This window comes from Streptomyces sp. NPDC015220, from assembly GCF_043079345.1.
In the GTDB taxonomy this organism is placed as follows: domain Bacteria; phylum Actinomycetota; class Actinomycetes; order Streptomycetales; family Streptomycetaceae; genus Streptomyces.
The window spans coordinates 97002-115564 of sequence record NZ_JBIBUK010000002.1 but is presented as its reverse complement, the minus strand read 5'-3'; the positions used below and the strand labels follow the sequence as shown (position 1 = coordinate 115564).

Annotated in this window: 11 protein-coding genes; 10 read left to right on the top strand and 1 reads right to left on the bottom strand. The window is 64.4% G+C overall.

Annotation, left to right across the window (positions count from 1 at the left end):
- Positions 1 to 551 precede the first annotated feature (551 nt).
- From ACF061_RS05405 to ACF061_RS05360, 10 genes are all read left to right on the top strand, one after another.
- On the top strand, positions 552 to 1238 hold the full coding sequence (locus tag ACF061_RS05405) for a GIY-YIG nuclease family protein (RefSeq protein ID WP_392265492.1): 687 nt from the start codon (positions 552 to 554) through the stop codon (positions 1236 to 1238).
- Positions 1239 to 1245: 7 nt separating this feature from the next.
- Positions 1246 to 3474: a hypothetical protein gene (locus ACF061_RS05400; protein ID WP_392265491.1), complete on the top strand. Its 2229-nt coding sequence runs from the start codon at positions 1246 to 1248 to the stop codon at positions 3472 to 3474.
- Positions 3475 to 3557: 83 nt separating this feature from the next.
- Entirely contained in the window at positions 3558 to 5525 is a 1968-nt protein-coding gene (locus ACF061_RS05395) for a hypothetical protein (RefSeq protein ID WP_392265490.1), read from the top strand.
- Positions 5525 to 7669, top strand: a complete 2145-nt coding sequence (locus ACF061_RS05390) for a DEAD/DEAH box helicase family protein (RefSeq protein ID WP_392265489.1) — start codon at positions 5525 to 5527, stop codon at positions 7667 to 7669. The genes ACF061_RS05395 and ACF061_RS05390 overlap by 1 nt, the downstream gene beginning before the upstream one ends.
- A gap of 41 nt (positions 7670 to 7710) precedes the next feature.
- A complete protein-coding gene (locus tag ACF061_RS05385; RefSeq protein WP_392265488.1) occupies positions 7711 to 7875 on the top strand; it encodes a hypothetical protein in 165 nt (54 codons plus the stop codon).
- Entirely contained in the window at positions 7872 to 9929 is a 2058-nt protein-coding gene (locus ACF061_RS05380) for an AAA family ATPase (RefSeq protein WP_392265487.1), read from the top strand. The genes ACF061_RS05385 and ACF061_RS05380 overlap by 4 nt, the downstream gene beginning before the upstream one ends.
- On the top strand, positions 9929 to 10393 hold the full coding sequence (locus ACF061_RS05375) for a DNA phosphorothioation-associated protein 4 (protein ID WP_392265486.1): 465 nt from the start codon (positions 9929 to 9931) through the stop codon (positions 10391 to 10393). The genes ACF061_RS05380 and ACF061_RS05375 overlap by 1 nt, the downstream gene beginning before the upstream one ends.
- A 166-nt stretch (positions 10394 to 10559) precedes the next feature.
- The gene (locus ACF061_RS05370; RefSeq protein ID WP_392265485.1) at positions 10560 to 13211 is read left to right on the top strand and encodes a hypothetical protein; all 2652 of its coding nucleotides are present in this window, start codon (positions 10560 to 10562) and stop codon (positions 13209 to 13211) included.
- 53 nt (positions 13212 to 13264) lie between these two features.
- The gene (locus ACF061_RS05365; RefSeq protein WP_392265484.1) at positions 13265 to 15619 is read left to right on the top strand and encodes a UvrD-helicase domain-containing protein; all 2355 of its coding nucleotides are present in this window, start codon (positions 13265 to 13267) and stop codon (positions 15617 to 15619) included.
- A gap of 450 nt (positions 15620 to 16069) precedes the next feature.
- Positions 16070 to 17764, top strand: a complete 1695-nt coding sequence (locus ACF061_RS05360; protein WP_392265483.1) for a DUF262 domain-containing protein — start codon at positions 16070 to 16072, stop codon at positions 17762 to 17764.
- 309 nt (positions 17765 to 18073) lie between these two features.
- Here ACF061_RS05360 and ACF061_RS05355 read toward each other — a convergent pair whose 3' ends face one another.
- Entirely contained in the window at positions 18074 to 18334 is a 261-nt protein-coding gene (locus ACF061_RS05355) for a hypothetical protein (RefSeq protein ID WP_392265482.1), read from the bottom strand.
- Positions 18335 to 18563 lie beyond the last annotated feature (229 nt).

Below are 18563 nucleotides of genomic sequence, written 5' to 3'. Positions count from 1 at the left end.
CCGTCTGGGTACGGCAGGTGCGCGGGTCGCACCTGGATTCGAAGGCAAGTCTGTCGAGGGGTGGGTGGAGCGGTTGGCGTCCCTGTGTGTACGGCACAGTTGATGGCCGCCGTGCCCGCAGGTGACAGGCCCTTAGGTGCGGTGGAAGGTTGCTGGCGTCGCCCGTGCGGCGCTGGAGGCGGTTCGGGGCGCCTAGGCGAGGCGGGCTAGATCACGAACCGGTATCCACGGGCAACCTTGCAGGAGCCCCGTGTGTCAGTGTGATCGCCTACGCTAATTTTTCACAAACGGCTGATGGTGCAAGCTGCGGGGGCGCTGTCGCGTCCGGGGGAGAGGGTCGAGGATCAGTGCAGGTACACGCCAAGGTCCCTGGTGGTGCTCCGCTGCGATACGGCATCTATACGCTGACGAGTCGGGTGGGCCTTTCCCTGACTCGATCGCACCGCGCGAGCGGTCTTGCTCTGGGAAGCGCGGTCGGGCTGAATAGGTCCCCACGCATGGGTGAATGAGGGACATGAGCCTTGAATACTCTCTCGCATAGCCGCTACTCCATGCTGGACGTCGATGAAGCACCTGAGACTCCTGGTCTGTATGCCTGGTATGTGAGCTTTCGGGCCAGTCCGCATGACTGGAAGATGCAACCGAGCCCGCAGGGCGATCAAGCCATTGACGGCTTCCTGCGACTGCTCCGAAGGTATGCGGGCTACTACGAGCCGCTGCCCATCTCCTTGCGCGGACGCGGTTCCTACGGCGCCGCCTGGGAGGGCGACCTCGAGCTGGATACGCCGCTACGTCAACCCGATGAGGACGCGGATGCCTCCTCCGCGGAAGAGGACAAGCGACTAGCGATACTCATGGACTCGCTGGACAGCCAGGAGCGGCGGCGGGTGATGGCCACCATTTTGGAGATGGCCTCCCCGGTGTTCTCCTCACCGCTGTACATCGGCGTGGCGGAGAACCTGCGCGAGCGTCTACGCACCCACCGCCGTGACTTCATCAAGGCGTACGACTGGCTGCGTGAGCACCCTGAGGACGCCGCGGAGGTCCGCGCGAAGGGAAAGACGTTCGGCGCGCGAGCGGCTGCTCGCAACATGACCATGCGTCAGCTCGAAGCCTGGGTGATCGATCTGGGCGATCAGGAAGACGCCGCTGTGACGCTCAAGCATCTGCGCCACACTGCACAGTCAGCAGAGTGGCTGCTGCACCGGCTGTACGCGCCGATTCTCGGAAGGCAATAGGGAAACGATGTTCGGCTCTGGAACCAAGCTCACGTTCCGCGACTACGTGCAGGGGACGTGGGGCACCTTCACCACCCCGGCTGGCCGGGTGGACTACATCATGACCAAGGCACGGCTCGGCGAGGAGACCGACGATCCCGAGCGCCAGCTCACCAAGAGCCTCGCCCCCGTCCGTGAGGTCATGGAAGCCGGCGATCTGGACTTCAACCAGCTGCTGCAGCGTGACCTGGACGATCACCGCGTGGCGGTCAAGCTGATTCCCTACCTGCTGGATCTCAAGCCAACCGGACCCGCGTTTCTACCGCCCATCGTTGCCGTGCTGCTGCCCTTCCGAAGCAAGCGCCCCTCCTACTTCGAACCGCTGGGCCAGCCCAACGTGGTCACCGACGACGGCGCCCAGTGGCAGCAGGAGCAGGCTGGCACCGCGTTCCAGGTCCAGCGCCTGGTCGGAGCCAATGACCGTCTGCACCCGGCCAGCGTGGGCAAGCTGTGGTGGAACAAAACTGAGGCGCAGATGGTCGTCCTCGATGGCCAGCACCGCGCCATGGCTCTTTTGGCCATTGAACGTACGATGACCAAGAGTTGGCAGAACTCCGGTGGTGCCCGTTTTCGCTCCTTCTACGAGAACCAGGTACTCCAGGCACTCGATGACTTCGGCGATGTCGACCTCAGTCGCATCGAAGTTCCGGTGACCGTCTGCTGGTTCCCCGACCAGACCGGCGAGGACGCCCGGCCCCATGAGGCTGCCCGCAAGCTGTTCGTGGACGTCAACAAGGAAGCGCGTCCGCCGTCCGAATCCCGGATCATCCTGCTGTCGGACGCCGAATTGAGCAATGTGCTCACCCGCCGAGTGCTCAGCGAGATGCGCAACGACAAAAGCGACTCGCTGCTGCCCATCTACGCGGTGGAGTACGACAACCCCGAGGTCAACTCCACCAGGCCGGCCCGGTGGTCCGTGCTGACCAACATCCACCTGCTGAAGTTCGCCGTCGATCGCTGCGTCTTCGGTCCCCCCAAATACCTGCGGAACGTTGCCCAGAAGATCGGCGGTCGGCTCAGTCAGACGGAGCTGGACGCCTTCATGCAGGAACAGCTCGACCTCGACCACCTCCTGCCCGACCAGGTCGAGGAAGGCGGTGTCACCTACCAGCGCGACAAGATCGGCAACACGGCTTTCCCTCTGGGCTGGATGGACGCTATCAGCGACCAGTTTGCCGCCACGTGGGGCCGGGCGATCCTCACCCTCCTCTCGCGCACCGCGCCCTACGCCGCCCATGCCACGGCGCTGACGCAGCTGAAAGAGGACTGGCACATAGACGACACCGGTCTGACCCTTGCTCACGACGCCCTTTTCAGCGGTGTGGGTGTGTTCTGGACGTTGCGCGACAGCTATGAGCACTACCTGGACGAGAAGACCGCTGGCAGGAAGACGACCAAGTCCGATGTGATTAGGGCCTGGGAAGCCCTGAAGGGACGCGAAGAAATCTTCGAAACCTACCGAGCCCAGGCATATTTGGACTCTGGTCGCAACGCCGCGCTCAAGCAGTCGAAGGCTGCATACGCCGTGTTCAACACACATGCCTGCCAGCTAGGCATGATGATGACCCTGGGGTCGCTGTGGGAGCTGCGTAAGGCCCAGCCCGGCGGCGCTGACATCAAGGACCTGCCGCAGTTCGCGGAGGCGCTGGTGAAGGCGTGGAACGCTTACTTCGCTCTGGAGGCGGGTAAGGCCAAGGACCGCAGGCTCGCCTTCAACAAGATCGAGATAACCCACCCCTTGAACCAGATCGCCAACATGGACACCCCTCAGGCGGTCTACTTCCGTTACTTCTGGTTGCAGATACTGGACACCCCTCAGGCGTGGACGTACATCTCCGACTGGTTCACTGACCGGACCGAATTCGACGACAAGCTCGGCACCGCGCGGGGCCTGTACCTGAGTCTGTGCCAGGACCAGCAGCTGAAGGCACTCAAGACCAGTCGGCCCGGCGTCGCTGAGACGAAACTGCGAGGAGAGGCTGCAAAGGCGGCCCGTGCCGCGCTCGGCCGCGCCCTGAAGGAGTGGTTCTACGGCTCTGACGAGCCGTACCAGAACTGGCTGGCGCAGATCGACCGGCAGGGGGTCCCCGCGCAGGAGCCGCAGGACGCGGTCGCGGAAGGCGGAGACGGTGCAGCCGACGCCGAGGCGGCCGAAGACGGGCCGGTGACCAGCGTGAACGATCTTCTGAGTGATTGAGTCGTGCCCGGCGGCTGGGACGAGAGGGAAGTCTCTGTCGCCGGCACCGCAGCGGGTTCAGCGGCAGGAACAGGGTGGGGAAGATGTCAGCTTCGCTCTCGTTGGTCAAGCCAACGTGGCACGTCGTGCTGCCGTGGCTGGATCAGCTGGGGCCTGAGCAGTTGCTAGCACTTCAGCGGGTGGGAGGGCCAGCGCAATGGTGGCTGCAAGAGACACCGGAGGAGACAAGTGCCCGCCGACCGTTCATGGACGATGTCTTCGACCTGCTCGCCTCCTTCCTGGGCTGGGCCAGTGAGCCCGAGCTGGACACACGGCCTTTGCACGTGCTGCTTCCGTCGCTGCCTCAGCAGATGTCGACAGCTGAGCTTGAGCTGGAATCGACTGCACTGGACGTCCTGCAAGCCGTGGGCGGCAGAACCCTGGCTGACGTCGCTCGTCTGACGCCGTCGAACTTTGCCTGCCTTGCCAAGGTTCGTACCGAAACGAAGCGCGACATCCTCGCGGCTCTCGTGCGTGCTGCATCCCTGTCTCCGCAGCCGGCGCCTTCGTCGGACGAGTCCGCGAACGCGCCCTCGTCGTCGCCCGTGCGCACCGAGCCGGATAGCCCCGACCATGCGGTCCAAGGATGGTTCATTTCTCTCGATGCCCGTCAGCAGGACCTGATCACCCAGCACGTGTGTGCACCGGATCCGGTGCCGCTCGACGAACTGGCCGCCCGCTACCGCACCATGCGCTCATGGATGACACGGCTGCTGGAGGAGCTGCCCCGGCAACTGCAAAGCGCGGCAATCACATCCCCCAACCTCGCTTGCGCATTGCAGCTATTTGAGTCCGCAACTCAGACTCCCGTCACTCGCCTCGACCTGATGGATTACCATCCCTGGCTCGCCGAAAGCCTGCCGGGCAGCGAGCTGCGAGTGCTGGAGCTCCTGCTCGCCTTCCACTGGTCGGGAAGCACCGACGGGGACTGGTTGTTCAGCGGTTCGCTGGCCCACGCCCGCAAACTGACCCGCAGCGCGCTCGACCTGACCCCGGGGGAGGCAGTGTCGCTGGCCAGTGCCATGCGGCTACTGAAAGACACCGGCCGCCCCCTCAAAGCCACCGAGCAGTGGCTTCAGTATTGTGGCTTGCATATCGTCGGGGGTCGGCAGGTTGAACTCGCCGTCGAACAGCGGCCTCGCGGTGATGCAACGATGGATGGCGACTACGAACTGGCGCCACCGCGTCCCGTCGCTCACCCCGACGACTCAGGTGCAGCTACAGCTGCGCCCTCTTCCACTTCCTTGACGCGCGCAGACCTCGATCCGGGATGGGTACCAGAGTCGGCGCCGCGGTTGGACGAGGTATTCGAACGACTTCGCGTGTACGCCTGCGCGCAGCACCCAGGCGAGCAGCTGGTCGACCTGCTGCGCAACAGCGAAGAACTGCCCGAACCACTGCGGACGCTGGTGACACGCGCCCTCGGTGCGATCGCCACCCCTGATGGCTGGCAGGTGCCCGACGACGCCCCTGGGTCCGACACCCACGACGACGCAGCCCTGTCCGGCGAGGAGAGCGCCGCATCCGGCACTGCGCGGCGCGCACGGCTCGCCGACCGCGCCCTGGCCGTGCTCGAGGAGCTCGGGCACCCCCTGACCTGGCCGTTGCTGGTCGACCGCATAGGGCCGGACGTGAACGCCCGCTCCTTGAAAGCCCAGCTGTCCAAGGATGACCGGTTCGTGCGCACTGACGTCAACTCCTGGGCGCTCGCCCAGTGGGGACTACGTCCCTATACCAGCATCAAGGAGCTGATCGCCCAGGAAGTGGACCGGGCCGGCGGTTCAATCCCCACCGACGAGCTGGTCGCTCTGTTGACCCGCGAGTTCACCATCGCCGCCGCCAGCGTCCGTGTGTCCGCCTCGTCGCCGCCGTTCACCGCACGCAACGGGGTGGTCCGCCGGCTCAGCGACGTCGACAGCGAACAGGATAGCGAGCAGCCTCCGACCGATGTCACCCGTCCCGACGACGACGGGCCGTCCACCGAGGACCTGATCAATCTTATGGGGCTGTGATGACCCGGCACCATGACGGGCTGCGCGCCGCCGATCTGCACGCCGACTACCGCAGCGACCGCTGCGACATCGTCGGCGACTTCTATCTCCCCGCCCTGGACGCTGCCGTCTCCTACGATCGCGCCGTCGGATACTTCAGTGCCTCAGTGCTGGCCGTCCTCGGCCAGGGGCTGAACGATTTCGCCGCCAGTGGCGGCACGATGCGTATCATCGCCTCGCCCCAGCTCACCGCCGCCGACGTGGAGCAGATCCGCGCCGGATACGAGCTGCGTGCTGTGCTAGAGCAGGCGGCCATGCGCGACATGGAGCAGGCGGCGCAGGACCCGCGCGCAGCAAGCGGGCTGGACCAGCTGGGGCTGCTCATCGCCGACGGCCGCCTCGACATCAAACTCGCCTACATCAGCTCCCACGACCGCATCGGGATCTACCACGAGAAGATCGGCATCTTCCGCGACGGCCACGACATGGTCGCCTTCAAAGGCAGTGCGAACGAGACGATGCCGGGACTGGTCGGCAACTTCGAATCCATCGAGGTTTTTCGCACCTGGGAGCCGGGTGACCGCAGCCGCGCCGCACGCATCAGCCAGGACTTCGAAGACCTCTGGGAAGACCGCACCGACCTGCTGCGGGTGATCGACTTCACTGCCGCGGCCCACACGGTCATCCAGCGCTGCGCCCAGCCCACCACGCGCGACACCGAACTGCCGCCGTTGGACGGTGCCCTGATCACCCTGCCACGCCCGGAGAACACCGGACGGCTAACGATCCCTGGCGAACTGACCGTCCGTGACTACCAGAAACAAGCCGTCGAACGCTGGTTCGCGGCGGGCGGCCGCGGCATTCTGCGTATGGCCACCGGTACGGGCAAAACCCTGACTGCCCTGTCGGCCGCAGCTCAGCTCACGCGCCTGCTACACAAACGCGACCAATCACTGCTGACCATCGTCATCGCTCCCTACCAGCACCTGGTCGACCAATGGCGCAAGGACATCGCCTGGTTCGGCGTGCAGCCCCTGCGCGCCTACGAGTCCACCAGGAGTTGGTACGGCAAAGCCTCCTCGCTCCTGGACGCCCTGGCCTTGGGTAGCGCCCAGGGCGGAGTCCTGGTCACTACCAATGCCACTTTTGCTGCCGACCCGATGCAGTCGATCTTGGCCCGGCACCGTGGCCGCGTCCTAGTCATCGCAGACGAGTGCCACAACCTCGGCGCCAAACGTTTGCGCCAAAAGCTCCCTACATCCGCCGCCTACCGGCTGGGTCTGTCGGCCACGCCAGAACGCTGGTTCGATGACCAGGGCACCGCGGCACTGACGGACTACTTCGGCGAGGTCGTCTTCGAGATGGGCATTGGCGATGCCATTCGTGCGGGCGCCCTGTGTCACTACACCTATACACCCGTCCTGGTGGAACTGGACGACGAAGAGGGTTACCTCTATGCCGAGGTGACCGAAAAGATCGCCAAGATCATTGCGGCCGAGGGCCTCTCTCCCGATACGGACGACGACAGCCCCCTGGGCCAGCTACTGCGGCGGCGCTCCAACATCCTCGGACACGCCCGCGCCAAACTGCCCGCCCTGCGCCGCGAGATCAACGCACGGCGCAACGACTGGTACCAGTTGCTGTACTGCGCCGAAGGCCGCCACCCCTTGTCCTACGAGGACGGTGACCCTCACGAGCTGACCCAGCTGCAGCAGGCACTGGCCTTGGTCGGCACCGAGCTCCGCATGCCTGCAGCCCCGTACACCGCGGAGACAAAGCGCCAGGAACGCCAGGATTTGCTGCGCCAGTTCGCCACCGGTACCCAGCTGCAGGTACTGCTGTCGATGAAGTGCCTCGACGAGGGCGTGGATGTGCCAGCCGCGCGTACCGCTTACCTCCTGGCCAGTTCCTCAAACCCGCGCCAATTCATTCAGCGCCGCGGTCGTGTGCTGCGCAAAGCACCGGGGAAGGAACGCGCGGACATCGTCGACTTCGTCGTCGTCCCTCCCAGCGCCGCTAGCGACCTGCAGCGCGAGACCGAGCGACGCATGGTGGCCCGTGAGCTGGCACGGGTGACGGAGTTCGCCCGGCTCGCCGACAACGAGGCACACAGCCTCGACATCCTGCGCCCACTGCGCCTGCGCTACGGGCTCATGGACACCTGACAACTTGTACAGACCTGCAGCCCGACGTTGGAGAAAGACCCATGGGGACGACGGAAAGCCTGAAAGACATCATGGACGAGCTGTCACCGGAAGCCAGGAAGCTTGTGGCGAAGGTGTGGCAACTCGAGCGTGAGCACCTCCACGTGAAGAGCCCGACTCTGCTCACCGACGAGATCGTCCGCGCCGCCAAGGAGCTGGCCAAATGAGACTCCTCAAGCTCACGCTGGACAACTTCCGCGTCTTCTACGGAACCCAGCAGCTCGACCTCGAGGTCACTGAGGACAAGCCGGCCATCCTCATCTTCGGCATGAACGGCGCCGGCAAGACCACCCTGCTGAACGCCTTCGCATGGGCGCTGTACGGCACCTTCTCCGACGACGTGGAGCACCAGGAACGCATCATCAACGACCACGCCTGGACGCAGACGGCGTTCGGCAGCGTGGTGGGCGCTTCGGTAAAGGTCGAGTTCGAACACGAGGGGCTGCTGTTCACCGTGCTGCGCACGGTTAGCACGACCAAAAGCACTGAGGAGCAGGTCGAGCTAACGCCCAAGCTCATTGTTACCGAATCCGAACACGGGGTGAGCACCACCGTCACCAACGGCCAGGATCGCATACAAAAAATCCTCCCCGAAGGCTTGCGCCAGTTCTTCTTCTTCAACGGTGAACGTATGGAGCGTATGTTCACCGGCGACCGCACCGACGAGGTCAAGCAGGCAATCAAGACCCTAATGGGGCTGGAGGAGATCGAGCGGGCCATCGCCATCCACCTGCCGGGCGCCTCCCGCAAACTGCGCAAGCAGATCGCCGGCAACGGCAACAGCCGACTGCAGGAGCTCATGGCGGAGCAGGAACAGCTGGAGAAGCAGAGCCTCGACGTCCACACGCAGCTGCTGGAGCTGTCAAAGATCGAGGGCGGATACAAACGGGAGGTTGAGGCGGCCAACCAAGCCCTCCTGGCCAACGGCAAGGCCGCGCCGCTTCAGCGCCAGCGCACCAAGCTGCAGTCCCGCCTCAAAGAGCTCATGGGTAAGCGCGCCGAACGCCACGAGAAGAAACGTGACTTGCTTGCCCGCAAGGGATTCCTCGCCTTCACCGGGGGCATCGACACCCAGGTGCTGGATCTCGCCGAAGGGATGCGCAAGCGCCGGGAGCTGCCCGCCGGCATCCAGCGCGACTACATCGACGGCCTCCTCGAAGACGGCCTGTGCATGTGCGGACGCGACCTGCCTGAAGGGTCCCAAGCGCGGCTAGCGCTGGAAGAGCGCCGCTACAACGCCGGACTCGCCGACGTCGAGACCGGCTGGATGTATCTGCGCGGCAAGGCCGCAGACCTGAGCCTGGCACGGGCAGATCTTCTGGCAAATCTGCGGGAGTGCGTCTCCGAGATCGAGGAGATTGAGTCGGAGATCCGACAGATCGACGCTGAACTCAGCGACATTGCCCGGGAGCTTAAGGGCGTCGATACGGTCGATGTCCAGCGCCTGGAGGAGCGACGCAAGGAGTTCGACGGCAAGCTCCTCGACGTCCTGCAGCAAAACCGAGAGGGGCGGTCCAAGCTGACCGAACTGAAGGAACGAATCGAGAAGGTCAACCGCCAGTTCCACTCCGCGCGGGTACAGGACGAGGAATCCAAGCGCATCCAGCGGCAGGTCGTCCTGGTCGATGAGGTCCTTACCGCCTTCCAGCGGATCCGCGCAGTGAAGACCGAAGAGGTGCGCCAGCAACTCGACCAGAAGGTCAAAAGCGTCTTCGGGCGGATTTGCATCAAGCCGTTCACCCCCCACCTCACCCCTGCGTTCACGCTGGAACTGCTCAACCACTCCGCCGGCGTCGCCGCCGCTCGCAGCACGGGTGAGAACCAAATCCTGGGCCTGTCGTTCGTGGGAGCCGTTTCCGAGCTGGCCAAGGAGACTCACGACCGCAAACAGAAGACGCCCGACGCCGTCCTGGGCGGCGGGGGAGTGTATCCGGTGGTTATGGACGCCCCGTTCGGCAACCTTGATGTTGCCTATCAAAACGACATCGCCGAGTCCCTGCCCAAACTCACCTCGCAGATCGTCACCCTGCTATCGAAGTCGCAGTCCCGCGGCATGGTGCTGGACCACCTCGGCCAAGCTGCTTCCCGTATGTACGTGCTGCGCTCCTACGTCACCAACGGCAACGCTGACGAGGACACCATCACGATCCACGGGCGTGCCTACCCCTACGTCTCCCATGGCGACTTCAACCACACCGTCCTCGAAGAGGTGACCCTCTGATGGCCGTCGAGACCCGCTTTCGCCGTCCGGCCGAACACGAACAGCTACTGGCCCTCCTCACCGGCAAGGACGGCCCTTTCCGCACCAACTACGAGGCGCTGCTGTTCGCCGCATCCCTGGGCTGCAGGAAGGAACGCCGCGTCGAGTTCGAGAAGTCCGGTGAGATGATCCGATACGCGCTGGTCGAAAACCGCGAGTACGGTGACGTGCTCATCGACCTGATTGCTGCGGCCGAGCTCCCTAAGGACGCGAAGATTCTCGCCGACGAGCGGCTCGCCGAACGACTGAGGATCTTCGAAGAGTACGCCAACGGTGGCCTGCACTGCCTCCAGGCGGAGATCAATACGCGGGGCAGCAGGGACCTCGTGGCCATTGTCAGCTCGCTGGTGCTGGATGCGCTCACCACCACTGCGGACACCGCCGACGACCCCATCAAGGACATGCTGGACGTCCTGGAGTGGTAGCGCTGCGCGCCGCTGGCCACGCGGCCGGCCACCGCGCCCTCGGCCCCTGACGACCCTTTCGCTGCAGCGCCTCGCACCGTGCCGGCACGGTGCGAGGCAGCGCGCCCCAGTGGGCGGCGCCCGAGCGTTGCCGACATTAACGAACGTACGAGAAGCGGACTCTCACGTGACTGGCCTGATTGAACCAACGCCGCCATGGCACCACGTTCTCGCCGACCTGCTGCCGGCTCTCCGCTTCGGTGACCCGCACCAGCTGGGGCTCGTCCTGAACGACGCCCACCTGCCGGATACCTGGTGGAACGACACCCCGCTGCGCGATGCCATCGCCACCACCGGCGCGGATCGGATCGCCCAGCGCGCCGCACACGCACTCGCTGCTCACTGGCCGCACCTCATGCTCGCCACGGCGCTGCCTCAGCTGTGCTTCTGCTCGGAGGGCCAGCACACGGACCTGAACACCACCATCGGTCACGCCGCCGACGCCGGCCAGGAGAACCTCACCGCACTCGTCCTTGCCCTGCTGCGCCCCTTCCTCACCGGCGGACGCGACCTGATGCACCCCGCCACTGCCGCACCGAGCACCGCAGCCATCAGCGAACACGACACAGATGTCGCCGCGCTCATCACGATGCTGACCCGCCTGCTTCCCGCCGACACGCCCCCCACTGTCCGTGCTGCCGCAGACACGCTGTCCGCATGGGCCCAGCATCCCGGACATGACAGCCACATCCCCGCCGTCGGGTCAGCACGCTCGCCGGTTGTTGCTACTTCCGCGATACCCGCCCCCGCCGCGACCGCAGTGCCCGCCCTGGTTGCACATCCGCTCAACGCACTCCACCTGCTCGTCGACACGTGGAACGAACGGCAGCTGGCCATCGCGGCAGGACGCATCTTCGCCCAGAGCCGAACCTCCCTGGAGAGCCTCGGCGAGCAATTCGAGGTCAGCCGCGAAAGGGTTCGACAGATCCAGGTCGAGCTCGAAAAGCATCTCCAGCAGTGGCTCCACAGCGACGAGGGCCAGCCCTTCCTCGGCCATCTCCTGGCCGTCCAGGAACACCTGGGACTCGTGGCCACCGAAGCGAGCCTTCGCACCCTGCACCCGGCGCATGAGCAGACCGTTGACGCCCTCAGTTTGCCTCTTTGGCAGGTCATCGCCGCCTTGCTGCCCGACCGCACCTGGACGAGCAGCTGGCTGGTGCACGGCGATCTCGACCAGCGCCTGGAACAAACGCGTACCGAGCTCGCAGAACGCTGCACGACGTCGGTGCCCGCATGGTCCGAGGTCGTGGAGCTGCTGGCCCGACACGGCGTCCGCGACACCGACGCCGATGCCTGGCTGCAGACGGTCAAGGGCTTCCGCGTCATCGACGGGCATCTGCTGCCCTGGGGCCGCTCGATCAGCGACCGCGCGGAAGCCGTTCTGGCACTGGTGGGTCACCCCCTGTCGATGGAAGAGCTCCACACCCGCCTGGACGACACCACTGCCCTGGCCAGCCTGCGCAACCAGATCCAAAGCGACGACCGCTTCCTGCGACGGGACCGCGACCTGTATGGCCTGCGCCGATGGGGTGGCACCCCATACCTCGGCATTCGTGAAATGATCAACAGGGAGCTTGAGAACACCGGCGGCCAGGCTCAGATTGAAGACATCGTCACCGCGCTCTGCTCGCAGTTCGACGTGTCGGAAAAGTCAGTCCGCGCCTACCTTGCCGCCCCGGAGTACGACCGCTTCCGACGAGGCTGGGTCCGCCTGACCGTCCCCGACGGCCCGGCACTCGCCGACTATCAGCCGCGCCGTGACGTCGCACAGACCCGGCGATGCTTCCAAACCGGCCAGGGCACGTGGTGGTACCGGCTCGACATCAATGGCGAACACCTTCGCGGCTCCGGCTTCACTATCCCCACCGGATTCGCCGCGCACTTGGGCCTTGCGCCTGGCGGCCGGCTGGAACTGTCTCACGCCGTCGGAAACACCTACCTCGTCTGGCGCAACCAGCCCACATGCGGCTCCCTGCGAACCTTGCTCGAACACATCAAAGCAGGAGAGGGGGACCACGTGTTCCTGGCGGCTAAGGACGGCCACCTCAAAGCGCTGCGTCTGGCCGAGACGGACGAACGTGATCTCACCGATACGCAGCGCGCCCTGCGGCTTATGGCTCTGTCGGGCCAGATCCTCGAAAAGGACATGCCGGCCGTGCTGGGCCAGCGCATCGGTCTCAGCGACGCCACAACGATGGACGAGGTTCTCGCCCACCTGCGCACACGCGGTGATAGGGACATCCTCGAACTGTTCGGCCCCCAGTACCCCGCCGCACTCAACGACGCCCCGGTAGCGTCCGAATCCGCTGGCACACCCGCTCCGGAACGCGTCCGCACTCCTGCACCCGAACTGGCCCCCGCACCGGAGCCTGCTCGAGGCTCCGAGGCGGTGCCCACCGGTGAACCGGCCGGGAAAACTCACCAGCTTCCGATGCCGCGCGACCCCGCCTGGGATGAAGAGATCATCCCCCTGCTTGACCCAGACACCGAAGCCGACCTGATCGTCATCGCCAAAGCCGTCGCCGACCGCGGCAAGATAGCTCCCGTTTTCGGCTACGAGCTCGGCGACGGCGGGTGGCAAGCAGACTTCGCCTGGGAGCAGGACCCGAGCAAGGTCGCCATCGTCTCCCGCGCGCCTCACGCCGCCCCAGGCCCGGAAGCCGAACGCCGGGACAGCGCCTACCAAGCAGCTGGCTGGACGATTCGCAGCGCCGCCGACTGGCTCACCCACCTCGACGAACTGCTCGCCCTGCTTCCCGAAGCTCGCGCCGGTAGCTGAAACCACCCCACCACCCGGACCGACCCCTCCTACCAACCGGAAGACGCCCTCTGATGACCGTCCGCCTCAGCCTGTACCAGAAGGCCGAACACGAGCTCTACAAGCTCGACCGCTCGGTGAAGGCTAAGTTCTACGACTTCTCCCACCGCTTCCGGGAAAACCCGCACAGCAACGGCCTCCAGCTCAAGGCCCTCAAGGGCGACTCGCACGTCTTCTCCGCACGAATCGACGACTCCTACCGCGCTCTGCTCACCCGCACCGGAACCGACGGGCAAGGCGACGAGAACTGGCTGATCATTGCTGTCCGGCACCGCCGCGACGTTTACGAGCAGCTCTCCGTTGCCATCAACCGGGTCTCCGGAGAGATCGAGTTCGTCGACCTGTCGGTCGTCGGTGAAAGCGCCCTGCTCCGCGCAGGCATTCAGCTAGTCCCCGCCGAACCGGACACGACTACGGCAGAAGCAACCTCACACCTCGCACAACCCGCGGCTTCCCCGAGCGACGAAGCGCCGGCTGCCGCGGCCCCTGCGCTCCTGGCCGCTTACTCCCCCGGGCTGCTGAGGGAACTCGGCGTCGCCGAATCCCTCATCGATGTCGCGCTGACCCTCACCGACACCGCCGACCTCGACCGCCTGGTCGCCGGAGCACCCCTGCTGTCCCAGGACATCCTCTACGGCCTGGCCGCAGGAATGAGCCCAGACGAGGTACGGGCTGAGATCACTGACGCGGTCGCCTCATCTGAACACATCGACCTTACCGACTTCGGCGCCGCCTTCGCCCGCACCACCGTCACTACCGTCGACGACGCCCTGCAAAAGGTTCTAGAAGAAGGAGACTTCCAGGCATGGAAGGTCTTCCTGCACCCCGCCCAGGCGCGCCTGGTCAACCGCGACTACAACGGCCCCGCCCGGGTCTCGGGTGGTCCCGGCACGGGCAAAACGATCGTCGCCCTGCACCGCATCCACCACCTCCTGAAGCAGCTCAAGCCCGGCCATGACAAGCCCATCCTGCTCACCACCTTCACCAAGAACCTCGCCGCCGACCTGCACGCCCGTCTCAGCGACCTCGTCGGCGATCCAGCTCTGTTGGCCCGCGTAGATATCACCCACATCGACGAACTCGCCTACAAAGTCATCACAGAGAACGCGCTCAGCGGCCGCAGCAAGCGCCGCATCGACGACCGCACGTCCCTGAACGAGCTGCGCGCCGTCCTAAACGAATTCGGCCAGCAGGGATCCTGGGAACCGGAGTTCCTCCTCGAGGAGTGGGAACAGGTCATCCTCGGTCAGTCCGTGACCACACGCGCCGCCTACTTCCAAACCCGCCGCGCCGGTCGCGGGCACCCGCTCACCCGCCCCGAACGCGCCGCCATCTGGAACATCCTCGACCGTTTCACCGCTAGCCTCGACAACAAAGGCGTCGAAACCTGGGGCCAAGCCGCCGAACGCGCCGCTCGCTACGAGACGGAACGCGCTGCTCGCATTCACGCCCGCCAGGCGTATAAGGACCAGGTGGACGGCCGCGAGCTCATTCACCGTGATGCTGAGGCATCACCGCACGACCTTAAACACCGCTACCGACACGTCATCGTGGACGAGGCACAAGACCTACGCGCCGCGCACTGGAAAATGCTCAGGGCGATGGTCGCCGCCGGCGACAACGACATGTTCATCGCCGGCGACACCCACCAGCGCGTCTACGACAATCACGTATCGCTCGGCTCCCTCGGCATCAACGTCCGCGGCCGCTCCGCACGTCTCTCTCTGAGCTACCGCACCACCAGGGAAATCCTCGCCCAGGCCCTGTCGGTGATGTCCGGCGAGACCTACGACGACCTCGACGAGGGAACCGACACCCTCGCCGGCTACCGCTCCGTCCTGCACGGCCCCGTCCCCGAACTGCATGGCTACACCACCTGGGAGGACGAACTCGACGGCCTCGCCTCCACACTGCGCGCCTGGCGCGACGAACTTGCCGCCCACGACGATGGCACAGAGCGCGACATGCGCGGCCTCATTGGGGTGGCAGTTCCCGACCGCGACAAGGTCAGCCAGGTCATCTACCACCTCGCCACCAAAGCCGGCCTTGGCTACGCCCAGCTGACCTCCGACGGCCCCCGCGGTGACGGCGCCATCCACGTTGGCACCATGTCCCGCTTCAAGGGACTTGAGTACCAGCGCCTGGCCATCGTCGGCGCCAATGACCGTCTAGTGCCCAGGATGGAGGCCATCGGGCGCTATCGCACCGAAGATCCCGCACGGTACCGGCGAGAGCTGCGCAAGGCCCGCTCGATGCTCTTCGTCGCCGCCACACGGGCCCGCGACGCCCTCACCATCACCTGGCACGGCGATCCGAGTCCGTTCCTGGCCAGCACCATGGCTGACCTGCAGCAAAGTCAGGCGCAATAGTCTCTTCCTGCTAGTCCGTACAGCGGGATCGAGGCCGTGATGTAGTCGATACTGATCGAGTTGGGGGGGCCGGTGCTGGGCATCAGCTTGGGCCCTCTGATGGCTACCCGGCCTGCCGTCGGCCCCTTCTCCCGTAAGACGTAGTGGACTGCTGTTCGGCATCTAGCGCAATGGGCCACCGCCTACGTCATAAGCCGTTTCAGTTGCGCCGCTACGTAACTCCGACGGTGAGGACCATGGGTTGAGACGGCAGACGCCTACGGTGCAGACCAAGAGCATCGTCCGATGACAAGTCCGAGTGCCATCACCGCATAACGGGTCGATCGGACGCGCCGTTTGATGGCAACGATGGCTTGAACCTCAAGTCCTCGCCTCTCTCACCAAGTTGCAGTCCCTCAAGTTGTGACAGGTTCAACCGGTGGACGGGCAAGCGGGGCTAGAATCCTCTTCATGGCCCATAGTCACGGCAGCACCTCGCTGCAACTCACGCTGAGTGGCATCGGTGAACTCCTTCGGGGAAGCCGCCTCGCGGTTCCTCAGTTTCAGCGCTCGTATTGCTGGTCGGTCGAGTTGGAAGTAAAAGCCTTCTGGGATGACATATCGCGGGCAGTAGGATCTGGTGAGGAGTACTTCTTCGGGACCATTGTGCTGACGCTGGAAGGCCCCGAGGAGCGCAAGACGATCATCGATGGGCAGCAACGCTTGGTCACTTCCTCCCTCTTCATCGCCGCGATCCGTGACCACCTCAGCGACTTGCAATACGAGAAGGCATATCTCATCGGTGATGACTTCCTCGCTAGTGAATCGTGGGACTCTGACGGGACAGAAGCTCGCTTGAAGCTTAACGAGGACGACGATCCGCCCTTCCACGCGATTGTGGCTCAGAAGGAACTTCCAGTTGGCCCCGTAAAGAAGGGCGCCTCGGATGTCGACAGGGCCTATCTCTTCTTTCGAGATAAGGTTGCGGAGCTGTCGGACAGCTATGGAGATAAAGCTACGGATGTGCTGAGAGGCTGGGTCAAGTACGTCCAGCACAAGGCTCAACTGGCAGTTGTCGAGACGCCGAGCGAAGCCGACGCGTATGTCATCTTTGAGACACTCAATAACCGCGGCGCGGACCTAACGACTGCAGACCTGCTCAAGAACCATCTGTTCGGTGCGGCAAAGCAGCACCTGGACGCTGTCCGTAACAACTGGGTCAAGGCTGTCGGTGCACTCTCCCTCACTGCCGCCGATTCTAAGTTCACGGCATTCTTGCGCCACTATTGGAGCTCGCGCGTCGGAAAGGTCACTGAGCGTGACCTCTATTCCCGAATGAAGTCCGATGTCAAGCAGAGTTGGGACGCACTGCACTTCTCGCAGAACCTGTTGCAAGCGGCCCGAATCTATTCCGCTCTTTCCGACGCAGACCATGCGGTCTGGAAAGAGAAGTGCTCGCAGAAGATTCCTGAGGTTGACACTCTCGCTCAATTCAACTTGGCACCCAACAAGATTCTGCTGCTGGCGGCTGTGGAGCACCTTGAGGCCAAGCAACTTGAGCAGCTACTGCGCGCTCTCGTGAGCTGGTCTGTGCGCGGAATGATCTTGGAGACCATTAACTCAGGGCGTACCGAGGAAAAATACTCCCTTATCGCTTCCAAGATTCGCGCGGGTGAAATCACCAAGGTCGAGCAGGTGCGCCAGCATCTCGGTGACGCGATTGCGTCGGATGGTGACTTCCGTGACAAGTTCACTCTCGCGACGGTTCCGCGCTCGCGCGGGAAGATCGCCCGCTATTACCTAGCGGCATTGGAACGCACTAAAGTGAACAAGCCTCAGCCGGAACTCGTTCCAAACGAAAACGCCAATGCGGTAAATCTCGAGCACGTGTATCCGCAAAACGCCGATTCTGCGGCGTGGCCTGACTTCAGTAGCGCAGAGGAATCTGATCGGTGGATATATCGATTGGGTAATATGGTTCTCCTCCCTGCCGGTAAGAACTCAAGCCTTGGTAATAAAGCTTTCGAGGAAAAGGTGAAGATATTCCAGAATTCTGAACTGGAACTCACTCGGGAAGTCGGGAAACGGCCGCAGTGGTCGCCTGCCGAGATTGAGGCGCGGCAGCGCCGCCTGGCTGCCCTGGCTGTGCGTACGTGGCCGCGCTGAACCGTAGCTCCAGTCGCGTCCTACACTCACACATCTCGGTACACGAGGCGTGCGGTGCTCCCGCTTATAGTGGAATGTTTCCGCCGCTACCAGGTCAAATCCGCATAACGGTGCTGAAGCGCAGTCCAACGGGTGCATGTCTATGGATACTGCGCTAGGCCCCTATGTCCACCGGTGTGACTTGAGCATCAAATAAGCAATACGGTACCGGAGGCCCCGTTTGCGCGCATCTGCTGGTCGGAAGCTTGAGTCGCGTCGCCAGTGAGGTCCCTTCCACAAAAAGGCCACCCCACTACTCCGCTCCTGGTGCTACGAGCTCGTAACACGATCTTGTTGAGGTGTCCTGGCCGGGCGTGACCGATGTGACGACGACGCACCGTGCTGAGCGTGGGCGGTGCCGACGGATATGCCGAAGCCGGCGGCGATCTGCGCGAGGTCCTCAAGACCGTGGCCACCGTGGGTCGCGGCCAGTTCTTCCACGTCCTCGAAGTTGAGGCCGTCGTCGGCGCCGGATTCCAGGAAGGTGGCGGCCTCCGTACGAGTCAGTGGGCGATCCAGCACATAAGCCATGTAGAGCGGGTCCGCGTCCATACGCGTGGACGCCGTGAAAGCCGGACCCTCACGGTCGAGGTTTTCCTCAACCTGCTTCGAGTGGCGTGTCGTCGGCTCGGTCGCGAAGTAGTCGAGAGTGGCCGGGACGAGCCAAGCGAGGAGGCCAACGGCGGCGCCGCATGCCACAGTCCACAGGGCTCTCCGTCGTCTCTGTCCCGGCGGGCTCTCCAGGATGCCCGGTACGAGA

Coding starts and splice junctions, on each gene's coding strand:
- ACF061_RS05405 (WP_392265492.1), top strand. CDS start 552: ATGCTGGACGTCGATGAAGCACCTGAGACTCCTGGTCTGTATGCCTGG.
- ACF061_RS05400 (WP_392265491.1), top strand. CDS start 1,246: ATGTTCGGCTCTGGAACCAAGCTCACGTTCCGCGACTACGTGCAGGGG.
- ACF061_RS05395 (WP_392265490.1), top strand. CDS start 3,558: ATGTCAGCTTCGCTCTCGTTGGTCAAGCCAACGTGGCACGTCGTGCTG.
- ACF061_RS05390 (WP_392265489.1), top strand. CDS start 5,525: ATGACCCGGCACCATGACGGGCTGCGCGCCGCCGATCTGCACGCCGAC.
- ACF061_RS05385 (WP_392265488.1), top strand. CDS start 7,711: ATGGGGACGACGGAAAGCCTGAAAGACATCATGGACGAGCTGTCACCG.
- ACF061_RS05380 (WP_392265487.1), top strand. CDS start 7,872: ATGAGACTCCTCAAGCTCACGCTGGACAACTTCCGCGTCTTCTACGGA.
- ACF061_RS05375 (WP_392265486.1), top strand. CDS start 9,929: ATGGCCGTCGAGACCCGCTTTCGCCGTCCGGCCGAACACGAACAGCTA.
- ACF061_RS05365 (WP_392265484.1), top strand. CDS start 13,265: ATGACCGTCCGCCTCAGCCTGTACCAGAAGGCCGAACACGAGCTCTAC.
- ACF061_RS05360 (WP_392265483.1), top strand. CDS start 16,070: ATGGCCCATAGTCACGGCAGCACCTCGCTGCAACTCACGCTGAGTGGC.
- ACF061_RS05355 (WP_392265482.1), bottom strand. CDS start 18,334: ATGGCTTATGTGCTGGATCGCCCACTGACTCGTACGGAGGCCGCCACC.